Genomic DNA, 14292 nt, shown 5'->3' with positions numbered 1-14292 from the left:
ACATATCATTTACTGATCGGTTGTACGCTTAGCCAAACGGGCACGAAGACGTGCCCATCGCCCGTGTACTGCCCCGACTTCTGGGCTGCCCGTCTGCGCGGGCAGTGCTTCGTCGATGGGACACGCTGGGCGACATGCGCAGGGCGCAAGGGGGCCGCGGACGCGTTCCATCCCTTCTCCTACCTCAGGAACGCCGTGGACCGCTCGCCCCCCCCCGCCAGCCCCCGCACCTTGTTCTCCAACCCGCGCTGGGGCGTGCTGTCACGCGCTTTGGCCGCGATTTTCGGCGGCTATGCGCTGGCCTCGATGACCAGCGTGTTCTGCGCGGTGGCGTTGCCCGGCGCGCGCGGCCAGACCGTGCTGACCGGCATGCTGCTGGCCATTCTGGTGGCTGCCTGCGCGGCGCTGTGGGCCTTTGCCACCCGCAGCGCGCTGCGGGCCTGGGTCGGCATCCTCGCCCCCGCCCTGCTGATGGCGGCGGTCGCACGCCTGTTGGGAGCCTGGGCATGAAGAACGGATTCCGCCAGTCGATGGCCTGGCTGCATACCTGGACGGGCCTGCTGGTCGGCTGGTTGCTGCTGCTGATCTTCATGGCCGGCACGGCCAGCTACTACCGCGAGGAAATCAGTCGCTGGATGCGCCCGGAGCTGCCGTCCAGCAACGTCAGCATCGACGTGGCCGCGCAGCGCGCGGTGGCCTACCTGCAGGCCAATGCGAGCCACGCCGAGAACTGGTTCGTCACCCTGCCGCAGCCGCGCAACCCGGCCATGCAGCTGTTCTGGCGGCTGCCACCGGAACTGGCTGACCCCAGTCGTGGCCGTCGCGGTGGCTTCGGCGACGCCACGCTCGACCCGAACACCGGCCAGGCATTGAAGGCGCGCGAGACGCGTGGCGGCGACTTCTTCTACCGCCTGCACTTCGACCTGCACTACATCCCGGTGTACTGGGCGCGCTACCTGGTCGGGTTCTGCGCGATGTTCATGCTGGTGGCGATCATCACCGGCGTCATCACCCACAAGAAAATCTTCAAGGACTTCTTCACCTTCCGCAAGGACAAGGGCCTGCGGTCCTGGCTGGATTTCCACAACGTCAGCGCGGTGATGGCCCTGCCGTACCACGCGATGATCACCTACACCGGCATCGTCACTCTGATGATCATGTACCTGCCGTGGGGGGTGAAAGTTGCCTACCCGCAGGACGAGGACAAGTTCTTCAGCGAAGCCTTCGGCGGCATGCCAGAGGTGACCGCGCCGGCACAAGGCCGCGCCACGCCGCTGCCGATCGCACAGCTGCTGGACAGCGCGCGTGCACACTGGCACGGCGTGGAAGTGGCCGGCTTCACCGTGTCCAACCCGGGCGCTGCCAATGCGGTGATCGACATCCGCCAACGCGACGGCAGGCGTTTGTCCACCGACACCCCGGCGCTGCGCTACAACATGGTCAACGGTGCGCTGCTGGAAGAGACGCCGCCGTCCGGCGGCGCCACCGCCACCCGTGGCGTGCTGTATGGCCTGCACCTGGCGCGCTTCGCCGACTGGGGCCTGCGCGCACTGTTCTTCCTGTCCGGCCTGGTCGGCTGCCTGATGGTCGCCAGCGGCGTGGTGCTGTGGGCGGTGAAGGAGCGTCCCAGGCATGCCAGGAACGGGCGTACCGGATTCGGCCTGCGCCTGGTCGATGCGCTGAACATCGGCACCGTGGCCGGCCTGCCGATCGCCTTCGCGGCGTACTTCTGGGGCAACCGCCTGCTGCCGCTGCAGATCGCCGAGCGCTCCAGTGCCGAGGCCAACGTGTTCTTCTACGCCTGGGGCGGCGCGCTGCTGGCCGCCTTCATCTGGCCGAAGCGGATGATGTGGGCGTGGCAGCTCTATCTGGGTGCGGCCGCGTTCGCGCTGGTCCCGGTGGTCAATGCAGTGACCACCCATGCCCACCTCGGGGTCACACTGCGCAGCGGCGACTGGGTACTGGCCGGCGTCGATCTTTCGATGATCGCGTTCGGCGCGATGCTGGCGCTGTGCGGCTGGCGCATGCAGCGCTGGACGCCACCGCTGAGTGCGGCCGAGAAGAAGAAACGTGCGGCCGCTGCGGCTGCGCCGAAGGCATCGGTGAACACTGCAGAAGCGGCCGAAGCGGAGGCCAGCGCATGATGCTGCTGGCACTGGCGCTGTCGTTCTCTGCGTTCACCACGCTGTCGCTGTCGATGGAAAAGCACCAGCACGACCTGCATGGCAAGGCCGCGGCCGCACCCGCACGGCGGATGCAGTGGCGGGTGCTGGGCTGGGCGCTGCTGGCGGCGGCGTTCGCACTGTGCGTGGCCGACCAAGGCTGGGCGATGGGCCCGGTGCTGTGGCTGGGGGCAATGACCCTGGCCGGCGTGACGCTGTCGTTCGGGTTGTATCCGTATCGTCCAACATGGATTGCGCCGCTGGCGATCGCGCTGCCGGTGCTGGGGTTGGTGCTGGAATTGCTGTAGCCGCAGGACGGGGACAGCGGCATCCTCGCATGGCGTGGATCTACAATGCCCGTATGGATAGCATGCTGCAGCGGATGTCTGGAATCGGCTTTTTTTCCCGGTTGGGTGAAACACTGCCCATAACGGCCGGCGTCGTCGCCGTTCGGTCGCTGGCCGAAGCACTGCGGACCATCGATACCGATGGTTTCGAATGGATGCCCACGACACTGGGCGATTCGGATCCGTTTCACGGCGCCCTGCCCCATCCCGCCGAACTCGCCGACGCCCGACGCGAACTCAACCGCACGTTGATGCGCGCGCTTTCGGCACTGGATCTGCCGGCACTGCGCTGGGGTGCACATGACCTGCAGCTGGTGGCGCGCGATGGGGCGATGTTCGCCTTCCGGCAACGCCTGCTGGAGATGCATCTCGGCCTGCCGGCACACTGGGAGCCTGTGCTTGCGCTGTACGAACAGGGCCATTGGCCCCTGGCCCATGCGCTGGGGCGATTGTTGGTGCTTTAGGCCGATCCACGCATGGCGTGGATCTACGGACCAGATGCGGTAATGCCGGCCAGCGGCCGGCACTACCGGGCTTACCCCAACCGCTTCAGTTCCCACGCGCGGTGGATGCGCGCGTTGCGCTCGAAGTCCGGACCAATCGTGCGTGCGGTGATCTCGCGGCACTGGGCGAACTCGGCGATGGCGTTCTCTTCCAGCTTGAAGCGGCGGAAGTTGTTGGAGAAGTACAGCACGCCACCCGGTGCCAGCCGCGCCACCGCCGCACGCAGCAGCTTCAGTTGTTCGCGCTGCACGTCGAAGTCATCGGCGCGTGCGGAGTTGGAGAAAGTCGGCGGGTCACAGAAGATCACGTCGTACTGGCCACGGTCGCCTTCCAGCCAGGCCATCGCGTCGGCCTGGACCAGCAGGTGCTGGTTGCCCCCCTGTCCGTTCAACGCCAGGTTGTCGTAGCACCATTGCAGGTAGGTAGCCGACAGGTCGACGCTGGTCGTGCTGGCGGCACCCGCCACGGCGGCCTGCACGCTGGCCACGCCGGTGTAGCAGAACAGGTTCAGGAAACGCTTGCCACGCACCTGCTCGGCCATCATCCGGCGCAGCGGGCGGTGGTCAAGGAACAGGCCGGTATCGAGGTAGTCGAACAGGTTCACCTGCAGCAGCGCGTTGTTCTCTCGCACCACGATGAACTCGTCGCGCTGCTCGAAGCGGCCGTACTTGCTGCCGCCCTTGCCGCGCTCGCGCGATTTCATCGACACCTGCTCCGGCGGCACGCCGAATACTTCGCGCGCGGCGGCCAGCAGCTCATTGCGGCGGCGGCGCACGTCGTTCTCGGGAATCGCCGCCGGTGCCGCATATTCCTGCACATGCAGGAAGGTACGCCGCCTGCCACCCTCTTCCTCGTAGACGTCGATGGCCGCCGCGTACTCCGGCAGGTCGGCGTCGTAGGCGCGGAAGCAGGTGATGTCCTCGCGGGCACGCCAGCTCTTGAACTTCTTCAGGTTCTTGCGCAGGCGGTTGGCCACCATCTGCGCGCCTTCGCTCAGCTCGCGGGGCTGTGCCGGATCACGGCCTGGCACAGCGATCGGATCGCAGACGATCAGCGCGCATTCCAGCGCACCGTTGAACATCTGGTACTTCTTGCTGGCGCGCAGGCCGGTGGCAAAGGCCAGTTCGTCATTGCCACACAGCAGGCTGGCGCGCCACTGCGGCACCGCCTTCTGCAAGGCATTGCCCAGTGCACGATACAACGCCGGATCGGCGGCCAGGCGCTCGTCGTACGGCGGGTTGCAGACCACCGCACCGATCTCCTGTTCCGGCGCGGCCAGGTCGGCGACATCGGCGCGGGTGAAACGGATCGCGTGGGCGACGCCGGCGACCTCGGCATTCTCGCGGGCCGCCTGGATCGCAGCCGGGTCGATGTCGCTGCCGTGGATGACCGGCTTCAGCGCGGCCAGGCCGGCCGCTTCGCGCTCACGTGCTTCGCTCTGGATGGACTTCCAGGCCGCCTTGTCGAAGCCCAGCCAACGGCTCGGCGGCAGGCTGCCATGCCGCATCAGGCCTGGAGCAACGTCGGCGGCCATCAGCGCGCCTTCGATCAGCAGCGTGCCGCTGCCACACATCGGGTCCAGCAGCCCACCGCCGGCGGCATGCAGGCGCGGCCATTGCGCGCGCAGCAGCAGCGCGGCGGCCAGGTTTTCCTTCAGCGGCGCCTCGTGGGCGGCACCGCGCCAGCCGCGGCGATGCAGCGGGCCACCGCCGAGGTCGATCGACAGCGAGGCGCGGCCCTTGCGCAGCGAGAGGTTGACGCGCACGTCGGGCAGATCGGTATTGACCGAGGGCCGCTCCAGGCCTTCGTCGCGCATGCGGTCGACGATCGCATCCTTGATCCGCTGCGCGGCAAAGCGTGCATGGGTGATCTTGTCGCCGGACACGTGCGCATCCACCGCCAGGGTCATCTCCGGCGAGATGTGCTCGTGCCACGGCAGTGCACGCACGCCGTCATACAGGGCCTGCTCGTCCGGGCAGTCGAACTCGTCGATCGGCCACAGCACCCGGCTGGCCAGGCGCGACCACATCACGATCCGCAGCGCCTGCGCCAGTTCGCCGTCGGCGTTGACGCCGGCAATGGTGGCGGTGGCCTTGCCAAGGCCCAGGGCCGACAGTTCATCGGCAAGCAGGTATTCCAGGCCCTTGGCGCAGGAGACGAAGAATTTCACGGGATCGGTTCGCAGGTGGTCGGGCGCGGCACAGGGGCCGGGCCGGTCGGAAAGGAGGGCCGTAGGCACGGCCGGCAGGCCCGCGCCGGGGGCGGCGGGGCTGCCATTGTAGTCAATGCGGGCGGGCGCGCCGTGCGCCCTGGCTTCACAGTTGCCGCAGCAGGCGCTCGAAGGCCTGCGCGGAGGCCTCCACGTGGCGCTCCAGGCGGTGACCGTCGTCAACCAGCAGCAACTGCGCCGAACGCGCCTGCGCCCAGGCAATCACGCCGGCAGCCGGTACCACATCGTCATGCCAGGCCTGCACCACCGTGGTCGGCACCGCAGCGGCGTCCAGCGCCGGCATCGGGCCCATGGTGGTCGGTGGCACCATCAGGAACAGGCCGGCTACCGGCACCTGCAGCGAGGCGATGGCGGAGATGTAGGCGCCCAGGCTGGAGCCGGCCAGCACCACCGGCCCCTGACGGGCCGCGATGGCGGCGCGTTCAACCAGACGGCGCAGGCGGGTCGGCACGTCGCCCACCCGGCTGACCTCGCTCATCGCGTCCAGGTCGGTGTAGTCGGGGCGCTCGTGGGTCCAGCCCAGGCGTTGCGCCACCTCGGCCAGCGCGGTGACCTTGGTCGCCTCCGGGCCGCTCTCGAAGCCATGGGAGAGGATGCAGTGGCCGCGGCTCATGCGCGTGCTCCGTGGGCGCGGGCCGGCGAGGAAAGGGAAGGCAGGTTCATGCCGCAATGCTAGCATCGCCGGATGCCCAACCCGCTCCTGCCCGGCCTGCAGCTGCAGCCCCTGCCCTATCACGACCGACTGCCGCTGCGGGATCCCGCCTCGCTGGAAATGGTGGTGATCCACTGCACCGAGCTGCCCGATCTGGCGATGGCCCGCGAGTACGGCGAGCGCGTGCTGTACGACAGCGGCGCCGGCAACAGCGGGCACTTCTACATCGACCGCGATGGCAGCGTGGTGCAGTACGTGGCGCCGGAACGCGTGGCCCATCACGTGCGCGGCATGAACGCGCATACGCTGGGCATCGAGCTGGTCAACCGCGGGCGCTATCCGGACTGGTTCGACAGCCGCCACCAGGCGATGGACGAGGCCTACACCGAGCCACAGCTGGAAGCGCTGGAGCGGCTGCTGCTGGCGCTGGTGGCGCGCTATCCGTCGCTGCGGCGGATTGCCGGGCACGACCAGCTGGATCTGGAGCAGGTGCCGGCCAGCGATGATCCGACGCTGAGGGTGGCACGCAAGCGCGATCCGGGGCCCTTGTTCCCGTGGGCGCGGGTGCTGGCGAAGGTGCCGCTGCAGGGGTTGGAGTAAGCAGCAGGGCTGCGCCCTGCACCTGCAGAGGCAACGTCAACGTCAAGAGCTGGCATTCCGAGGGATGGCGGGGTGGATCCGATTGCGGGGGACGCCGTAAAGCCATCCATGGCGGCTTGGCCGCGGCATCCATGCCGCGGACACCCCCGCAACCGGACCCACCCCGCCTTCGACAGATCTCCGCGATCCTTCGAATCGACACGGGGTCGGATCCCGTTGCTGCGCAACGGGCTCTGACCCCGATTTTCGGTTGATGGGGTCAGAGCCGTTTTCCGTTGGAAAACGGATCCGACCCCGCGCGGCTCAGGCGCCGGTCGCCACCGGGCGGCTGCTGTCGCTCACCCAACCACTCCAGGAATCGGCATAGATGCGTGCGCCGCTCAGGCCGGCCGTTTCCATCGCCAGCAGCAGGTGGCAGGCGGTCACGCCGGAACCGCACATCAGCACCACCTGCTGCGGATCGCGGTTGCCGATCACGCCCTGCAGTTCGGCGCGCAGCTCCTGTGCGTCGCGCAGGCGGCCGTCGAGTACGTTCAATGCGAACGGGCGGTTGACCGCGCCCGGCACATGCCCGGCCACCGGGTCCAGCGGCTCCACTTCACCACGGAAGCGTTCACCCGCGCGCGCGTCCACCAGCCAGCCCGGTGCATGCTTCAGCCGCGCGGTGATTTCATCGGCGTTGGCGATCTGGGTGGTGTCGAAACGGCCGGGGTAATCAGGCAGCGCGTTCACCCCAGCCTGGCCGCTTTCCAACGCGTGGCCGGCGGCCTGCCACGCGGCGATGCCGCCGTCGAGTACGGCCACCCGGGTGTGACCGATCAGGCGCAGCAGCCACCACAGGCGCGAGGCGGCCATGCTGCCGTCGCTGCCATCGTAGACCACGACCTGGGTGTCGGGGCCGATGCCCCACTGCCCCAGCTTCGCAGCAAAGGCATCGCTGTCCGGCAATGGATGGCGACCATGGCCGACGCGGCTGAGATCGGACAGATCACGGTTGAGATCGGCATGCACCGCAGTCGGGATATGCCCTGCCAGGTACTGGCCGCCCGCAGCCTGCGGGCCGGCCAGCGAAGCACGCGCATCGACCACGCGCACGGCGGTACTGGCGGTGGTGCGCGCGTCGACCACCCGCACGCCGTCGCCCAGCGCAGCGGCAAGGGTGGCGACATCGACCAGGGTGGTCCACGGCGGATCGATCGGCTTCATTGCACTTGCTCCAGGCGGCGACGCAGGTTGTAGAGAATGGCGGCGGTCGCCCCCCAGATGCGCTGGCCCGGCCAGCCATACTCAAGGACGTGGCGAACCCGGCCGCGATGATTGATTTCGACCTGGCGCAGGCTGTCGGGCGCCATCAGGTAATCCAGTGGCACCTCGAATACCTCGGCCACTTCACTGGGCTGCGGCACCGGCACGAACTCCGGATCGACCACCGCCACCACCGGCGTGACCCGGTAGCCGGTGATCGTCACGAAGGGATCGAGATAGCCCAGCGCCTGCACCTGGCCGGGCGCCAATGCGATTTCTTCCTGGCTCTCGCGCAGCGCGGCCGCCAGCGCGTCGCGGTCATCGGGTTCGGTGCGGCCACCGGGGAATCCGACCTGGCCACCATGGGTGCGCAGTGTTTCGGTGCGACGGGTGAGGATCACCTGTGCGCCGTTGGCGCGCGGCACGATGCCGGCCAGCACCGCAGCCTCCACCGGAGGCCCGGGCGGCAGCAGGTCGACCAGCTCACTGCGGTTCCAGCCGTCGCCCGCAGGTGGTTGGGCCAAGGGATGCAGCGCGCGGATAAGTCGTTCGTGGTCGGCCAGCGAGCCACGCAGCGATTGCTGCAGTTGTTCGCGCAGGGGCTGCACGCGATGCAGGATGCGGCTGCGTTCCTCGTTGCTCATCGACGACCACCGCGCGATCTCATCGATATGCCGCCCGCAGCCGGTGCATTGCCGGTGCGGATCCAGCGTGCACACTCCGATGCAGGGACTTGCGACAACACGCGCCGTTTCTTCCATTGTTTGCACCCGCCAACAGTAGCGCGATCGGGCTGAATTTGCGCGGGACGATACGACGCCCATGGCGCAGCGCTACAGGTCGCGCACTGCGCAAACAAAAACGCGCCGGTGGGGTCACCGGCGCGTTTGGTTTGCTGCTTCGATTTACTTGACGCTGACCAGCTTGATCTCGAACTGCACAGCCACGTTCGGCGGGAACGGGGTGCGCGGATCGGCACCGTAGGCCTGGTCCGGCGGCAGGGTGACTTCCCACTTCGAGCCTGCCGGCATCTGCAGCAGGGTCTCGCGCATGGCCTTCATTTCGACTTCGCTGACCTTGATCGACGGGATCTGCTGGGCCGGGCGGGCTTCGGTCGGGCGCTGGCCGTACGGGAACGGACCGGCCACTTCCAGCTGCACGGTGCTGGCCTGGGTCGGCTTGGCGCCCTTGCCGGCCTCGATCACGCGGTACTGGACGCCGCTCGGCAGGGACTGCACGCCGGCCTTGGCCTTGTTCGCCGCGATGAACTGGTCGCTCTTGGTCTTGTTTTCGGCAGCCGCCTTTTCGTACTCGGCCTTGGCGGCCTGGGCACGGCCCTGCTCGCGCTTCTGGAACGCTTCAACGGCCGGCTTCAGCTGCTCGGCGGTGATCGCCGGCTGCTTCTTGGCGTAGGCATCCTGCAGGCCCTTCACCACCGAGTTGATGTCCAGCTGCTCACCACGACCGGTCAGCTCCGCCAGGTTGTTGCCGTAGTCGTAACCGAAGTAGTAGCTCAGCTTGCCCTTTTCGGACGAGACGTCCTGGGCGAAGGCATTGCCCGTCAGGGCCAGGGCCGCGACGGCGACCGCGATAGAACGCAACTTCATCAAACAGTTCTCCAGGGGTGGTAACTCAGGGACGTTCTGCGCCGCCCTGAGGCGACGGGTTAGGATAACGGGCGCAACGTGTAACCGCTACTCACGATGCAGGCTATGACCCGTCTGCGTTTGCAGAGTTCAATATCACTTTTTTTTAACGTTCCAGGAGTTTCCCCGTGGCCGACGCCCTGATCGCTGTCGCTGACGACGGCGCCATCCGCACCGTGACCGTCCAGCGCCCGGACAAGCTCAATGCCCTCAACGCCGCGACCCTGCAGGCCCTGGCCGATGCCTTCAGGGACGCCGCCGCCGATCCCGAAGTGCGCGTCGTGGTATTGACCGGGGCGGGCCCCAAGGCGTTCGTGGCCGGTGCCGACATCGCGGAAATGAACACTCTCAGCGCCGTTCAGGGACGTGATTTCTCGCTGCTGGGCCAGGCCCTGATGCGCCAGATCGAGCGCATGCCCAAGCCGGTCATCGCACGCGTGAATGGTTTCGCACTGGGCGGTGGCCTGGAACTGGCGATGGCCTGCCACCTGCGCATCGCCGCAGATACCGCCAAGGTCGGCCAACCGGAAATCAACCTCGGCCTGATCCCCGGCTTCGGCGGCAGCCAGCGCCTGCTGCGCCTGTGCGGCCGCGCCGCTACCCTGGAGCTGTGCCTGCTGGGAGCGCCGATCAACGCCGCGCGTGCGCTGGAACTGGGCATCGTCAACGAAGTCGTGCCGGCCGACGCGCTGGACGACCGCGTGCAGGACGTCGCCCGCCAGCTGGCGCGCTCGGCGCCGCTGGCCCTGCGTGGCCTGCTCGACGCGGTGCACGTGGGCGGCGAATGCAGCCTGGAAGCCGGGCTGGAGTACGAAAGTGCGCAGTTCGGCCTGCTGTTCGCCACCGAGGACATGCGCGAAGGCACCAGCGCCTTCCTGCAACGCCGCGCGCCGGCCTTCCAGAACCGCTGACGCCATGGCATCCCGACCCAACCCCGCGCAGTTGTTCGCCCGGGTCCAGGCAGACGATCTCGATGGCGCCCTGCAGGCCGGGCTGATGGACTACGTCGTCCGTGCCGGCGACGACCGGTTGCTGCCCGACCACCCCGACCTTCCGCAACGCCTGTGCCAGGCCCAGCAGCAACTGCGCGCGGCCTGGGCTGCACGCGAACGCCACCGCGCCCGTGCGGTGCGCCTGGCCCGCCGCGAGGCCGAGCGCGATGCACGCCGCACCCCGGCACCCGCCCCGGACGTGAAGCCCGCCCTGCCCGCTGCGGCAGCCGCGATTCTGGCCCGGGCCAAGGCCCGCGCCCGCGGCAAGGAACAGTAATGGCCACCACGAAGAAGACCGCACGCGCCCCGGCGCGGCGTGGCGGCACGATGCCACGCGCCGACGTGGTGGAGATGTTCACCCGCCTGCGCGAACTCAACCCGCACCCGAAGACCGAACTGGAGTACAGCTCGCCGTTCGAGCTGCTGGTAGCGGTGGCCTTGTCGGCGCAGGCCACCGACGTCGGCGTCAACAAGGCCACGCGCCGCCTGTTCCCGGTCGCCAACACGCCGGCGAAGATCCTTGCGCTCGGCGAGGATGGCTTGAAGCAGTACATCGCCACCATCGGGCTGTTCAACGCCAAGGCAAAGAACGTGATCGCCACCTGCGCGATCCTGCTGGAGAAGCATGGCGGTGAAGTGCCGCGCGATCGCGAAGCGCTGGAAGCGCTGCCGGGTGTCGGGCGCAAGACCGCCAACGTGGTGCTCAACACCGCGTTCGGCGAGCCGGTGATGGCGGTGGACACGCATATCTTCCGCGTCGCCAACCGCACAGGACTGGCGCCGGGCCGGAACGTGCGCGAAGTGGAAGACAAGCTGGTGAAGGTGATTCCGGCCGAGTTCCTGCTCGACGCGCATCACTGGCTGATCCTGCACGGACGTTATGTGTGCAAGGCGCGCAAGCCGGATTGCCCGGGCTGCGTGATCGCCGACCTGTGCCGGTTCAAGGAAAAGACCACGGCCGAGTGACGGCAGCATCCACGCAGGGCGTGGATCTACTGCAACCGGGTCGCAATCCGGGCGTCATACGCAAGCGGTTTCAATGGCAGGCCCTGCCGTGACGGGGCCTGCGGCGGATGTCTGCCGCGCGTGAACTGTCACATTTACGCAATCTTTACCTTCTAGCCTGCGCGCATCTTCCCACCTGCCTGCAAGGCTCCTCTCCATGAAACTGCATCACCAACTCCTGACGGTGGCCGTGGCTGCTGCGCTGTATGTGCCGGCTGCACACGCCGAAGTCGCCATCGACGTGATCGGCGGTTCGGAAATCACCTTCGAAGGCCTGGTCCAGGCCGACGGCAACTGGTTCCACAACGATGTGGTCGACCTCAACGGTGGCGACGCCGGCAACGGCAAGAACAGCGAATTCGAACTGCGTCGCGCCGAGCTGGTGCTGAAGGGCAAGGGCCCGGGCAACGTGGAGTGGGTGGTCGGCTATGACGCCAAGGCCGACAAGTTCCTCGACACCAACGTGAAGTACAAGCTGCTGGGCAACGCCAACCACTTCCTGCAGCTGGGCCAGTTCAAGCAGCCCAACAGCCTGGAAGAACTGTCCAGCACCAAGAACAACGATTTCATTTCCAAGGCAGCGGTCACCAATACCTATGCCATCGCCCGCCGCCTGGGCGGCGCGTACAGCTACGGCCAGGACAACTGGTCGGTGACCGCCAGCGCCTTCGGCCGCGAGCTGACCCGCAACCTGGCCCACGGCAGCGGCTACGGCGCGCGTGGCACCTGGGCCCCGATCAATGAAAAAGGCCAGGTCCTGCACTTCGGTCTGAGCTACGTCAACTACGACGCCGACGCCGACACCCTGCGCGTGCGCGCGCGTCCGAATGCCGACCTCGCCACTGCCCGCCTGGTCGACAGCGGCAACCTGACCGACACCGACCGCGTCAGCACCATCGGTGCCGAAGCGATGTACTTCCAGGGCCCGTTCAAGGCCCAGGCCGAGTACTACACCAGCAAGGCCAAGCGCTACGACCACGACAACTACACCAGCGACGGCTACTACATCAGCGGCGTGTGGAACGTCACCGGCGAGACCTGGAGCTACAAGGGCGGCACTCCGGGCACCGGCCTGCCGAACAACCCGGCCGGCGGCCAGTGGCAGCTGGGCGTGCGCTACGACCACATGGACCTCAATGACGGCAACCTCGCCGCCAATCCGGTCGCCGGTCGCCCGCCGATCGTCGATGGCGTGCTGGGTGGCAAGATGGACATCTGGACCGTGGGCGCCAACTGGTACCTGCGTTCCAACTTCAAGCTGATGCTCAACTACGTGATGGTCGACAGCAAGAAGTACAGCTCCACGGCGCGCGGTTTCGTCAACGACGATCCCAACATCCTGGAAGCCCGCGCGCAGTTCTTCTGGTAAGTCCAGCCACCTGCATTGAACCGCGAAGGCACGGCCCCGGCCGTGCCTTCGTCGTTGCAGCGGTACGCGTGCCGCCCTGCCGGCACAGCGGACATGACATCCCTCATGACGCGTGTCACGCCCGCGTCATATGACAGACGCGGACGTGTCACGCAACCGTTATGGAATGTGCACCGAAACGTCGGGCAACCGCCCTTCAACCACCACCCCAGGAGTCTCCCCGTGATCCACGCCTTCAAATCGCGCGCCGCTGTCGCCATCCTGGCTGCATCGTCCGTGTTCGCCGCCAACGCCGCCGACATCACCGGCGCGGGTGCATCGTTCATCTACCCGGTCATGTCCAAGTGGTCGGCCGACTACAGCGCCGCAACCGGCAACAAGGTCAACTACCAGTCCATCGGTTCCGGCGGCGGTATTGCCCAGATCAAGGCCAAGACCGTTGATTTCGGCTCTTCCGACGCGCCGCTGAAGCCGGAAGACCTGGCTGCTGCAGGCCTGGCGCAGTTCCCGTCGGTGATCGGTGGCGTGGTGCCGGTGGTCAACGTGGCCGGCATCGCCCCGGGCGCCCTGAAGCTGGACGGCGCCGTGCTGGCCAACATCTTCCTGGGCAAGATCAAGACCTGGAACGACCCGGCCATCGCCGCACTGAACCCGGGCGTGACTCTGCCGAACGCCAAGGTCACCGTCGTGCATCGTTCGGACGGCTCGGGTACCACCTTCAACTTCGTCAACTACCTGTCCAAGGTCAGCCCGGAGTGGAAGAGCTCGGTCGGTGAAGGCACCTCGGTGCAGTGGCCGGCCGGCATCGGCGGCAAGGGCAACGAAGGTGTTGCCGCCTACGTGAAGCAGATCAAGGGCGGCATCGGCTATGTCGAACTGTCCTACGCGCTGCAGAACAAGCTCTCCTACACGGCGATGAAGAATGCCGCCGGCAAGTTCGTGCAGCCGAGCGACACCTCGTTCGCTGCCGCCGCTGCCAGCGCCGACTGGGCCAACGCCCGCGACTTCTACCTGGTGATGACCAATGCGCCGGGCGCCGAGTCCTGGCCGATCACCGCCACCAACTTCATCCTGGTGCAGAAGACGCCGAAGAATGCTGCCAATGGCAAGGCGACCCAGGAGTTCTTCCGCTGGGTCTACAAGAACGGCGACGCCCAGGCCCGCCAGCTGGACTACGTGCCGCTGCCGGACAGCCTGGTCCGCCAGATCGAGACCTACTGGTCGCAGAACCTGAAGTAAGCGCGTTCCCCCGCAGGAACGGGGGCGGCGGGTCCTCTCTCCCCCGCCGCTCCCACCCGGGCGCGAGATCCTCGAGATCTCGCGCTCTTCTTGTTTTCGGGGATGCACCTGCCTCTGTAGAGCCGAGCCGACGCTCGGCTGCGCTCTGGAGCGTGCGGACCAACGGTCCGCACCTACCGTGGGCAGGGAGCTGTCGCGCATTGACGCTGCAAGGACCAACCCGCAGTCATATCGGTGCGCAGATCCGGGGTTTCCGGGCCCCGGCCGGATCGGCGCCAGCCCTGTGAAACCCTTGTCAGAA

15 protein-coding genes are annotated in these 14292 nt (G+C 67.4%); 10 read left to right on the top strand and 5 right to left on the bottom strand.

Annotation, left to right across the window (positions count from 1 at the left end; genetic code table 11):
- The first annotated feature begins 195 nt into the window (after positions 1-195).
- Genes ACZ75I_RS06690 through ACZ75I_RS06675 form a run of 4 tightly spaced genes read left to right on the top strand, consistent with a single transcriptional unit; the run spans position 196 to position 2973 of the window.
- Positions 196-510, top strand: a complete 315-nt coding sequence (locus ACZ75I_RS06690) for a DUF3649 domain-containing protein (protein ID WP_154350483.1) — start codon at positions 196-198, stop codon at positions 508-510.
- Positions 507-2144 carry a PepSY-associated TM helix domain-containing protein gene (locus ACZ75I_RS06685; protein ID WP_472958852.1) on the top strand — a complete coding sequence of 546 codons (1638 nt, stop codon included), beginning with the start codon at positions 507-509 and terminating at the stop codon, positions 2142-2144. Before ACZ75I_RS06690 ends, ACZ75I_RS06685 begins: the two co-directional genes overlap by 4 nt.
- Entirely contained in the window at positions 2141-2470 is a 330-nt protein-coding gene (locus ACZ75I_RS06680; RefSeq protein WP_069137965.1) for a DUF3325 domain-containing protein, read from the top strand. The genes ACZ75I_RS06685 and ACZ75I_RS06680 overlap by 4 nt, the downstream gene beginning before the upstream one ends.
- A gap of 29 nt (positions 2471-2499) precedes the next feature.
- Entirely contained in the window at positions 2500-2973 is a 474-nt protein-coding gene (locus ACZ75I_RS06675) for a hypothetical protein (RefSeq protein WP_472958851.1), read from the top strand.
- Between the two features lie 71 nt (positions 2974-3044).
- On the opposite strand, the gene rlmKL is transcribed toward ACZ75I_RS06675, so the two are convergent.
- Both rlmKL and ACZ75I_RS06665 read right to left on the bottom strand, forming a co-directional pair.
- Positions 3045-5183, bottom strand: coding sequence for a bifunctional 23S rRNA (guanine(2069)-N(7))-methyltransferase RlmK/23S rRNA (guanine(2445)-N(2))-methyltransferase RlmL (gene rlmKL, locus ACZ75I_RS06670; protein ID WP_061478530.1), 2139 nt, complete (start codon positions 5181-5183; stop codon positions 3045-3047).
- A 145-nt stretch (positions 5184-5328) separates the two neighbouring features.
- On the bottom strand, positions 5329-5856 hold the full coding sequence (locus ACZ75I_RS06665; RefSeq protein ID WP_024958728.1) for an alpha/beta hydrolase: 528 nt from the start codon (positions 5854-5856) through the stop codon (positions 5329-5331).
- Positions 5857-5928: 72 nt separating this feature from the next.
- Here ACZ75I_RS06665 and ACZ75I_RS06660 point away from each other — a divergent pair, with 72 nt between their 5' ends.
- Complete coding sequence (locus ACZ75I_RS06660; RefSeq protein ID WP_111007601.1) at positions 5929-6495, top strand: N-acetylmuramoyl-L-alanine amidase; 567 nt, start codon at positions 5929-5931, stop codon at positions 6493-6495.
- 303 nt (positions 6496-6798) lie between these two features.
- On the opposite strand, the gene ACZ75I_RS06655 is transcribed toward ACZ75I_RS06660, so the two are convergent.
- The 3 genes from ACZ75I_RS06655 to ACZ75I_RS06645 form a co-directional block, all read right to left on the bottom strand.
- Complete coding sequence (locus tag ACZ75I_RS06655) at positions 6799-7701, bottom strand: sulfurtransferase (RefSeq protein WP_346476580.1); 903 nt, start codon at positions 7699-7701, stop codon at positions 6799-6801.
- A complete protein-coding gene (locus ACZ75I_RS06650) occupies positions 7698-8501 on the bottom strand; it encodes a CoA pyrophosphatase (protein WP_346476579.1) in 804 nt (267 codons plus the stop codon). The genes ACZ75I_RS06655 and ACZ75I_RS06650 overlap by 4 nt, the downstream gene beginning before the upstream one ends.
- 144 nt (positions 8502-8645) lie before the next feature.
- The gene (locus ACZ75I_RS06645; RefSeq protein ID WP_005408797.1) at positions 8646-9347 is read right to left on the bottom strand and encodes an FKBP-type peptidyl-prolyl cis-trans isomerase N-terminal domain-containing protein; all 702 of its coding nucleotides are present in this window, start codon (positions 9345-9347) and stop codon (positions 8646-8648) included.
- A 167-nt stretch (positions 9348-9514) separates the two neighbouring features.
- On the opposite strand from ACZ75I_RS06645, the gene ACZ75I_RS06640 reads away from it, so the two are divergent.
- The 5 genes from ACZ75I_RS06640 (at position 9515) to pstS (ending at position 13991) form a co-directional block, all read left to right on the top strand.
- Entirely contained in the window at positions 9515-10297 is a 783-nt protein-coding gene (locus tag ACZ75I_RS06640) for an enoyl-CoA hydratase-related protein (protein ID WP_061478534.1), read from the top strand.
- 4 nt (positions 10298-10301) lie between these two features.
- Positions 10302-10655: a hypothetical protein gene (locus ACZ75I_RS06635; protein ID WP_061478535.1), complete on the top strand. Its 354-nt coding sequence runs from the start codon at positions 10302-10304 to the stop codon at positions 10653-10655.
- Positions 10655-11344, top strand: a complete 690-nt coding sequence (gene nth, locus ACZ75I_RS06630; protein ID WP_053501078.1) for an endonuclease III — start codon at positions 10655-10657, stop codon at positions 11342-11344. Before ACZ75I_RS06635 ends, nth begins: the two co-directional genes overlap by 1 nt.
- A gap of 196 nt (positions 11345-11540) precedes the next feature.
- Complete coding sequence (locus tag ACZ75I_RS06625) at positions 11541-12752, top strand: OprO/OprP family phosphate-selective porin (RefSeq protein WP_049411264.1); 1212 nt, start codon at positions 11541-11543, stop codon at positions 12750-12752.
- Positions 12753-12974: 222 nt separating this feature from the next.
- Positions 12975-13991 carry a phosphate ABC transporter substrate-binding protein PstS gene (pstS, locus tag ACZ75I_RS06620; protein ID WP_005415897.1) on the top strand — a complete coding sequence of 339 codons (1017 nt, stop codon included), beginning with the start codon at positions 12975-12977 and terminating at the stop codon, positions 13989-13991.
- The last annotated feature ends 301 nt before the right edge of the window (positions 13992-14292 follow it).

Source organism: Stenotrophomonas sp. X (assembly GCF_055721025.1).
This window is presented reverse-complemented; position numbering and strand designations above follow the sequence as displayed.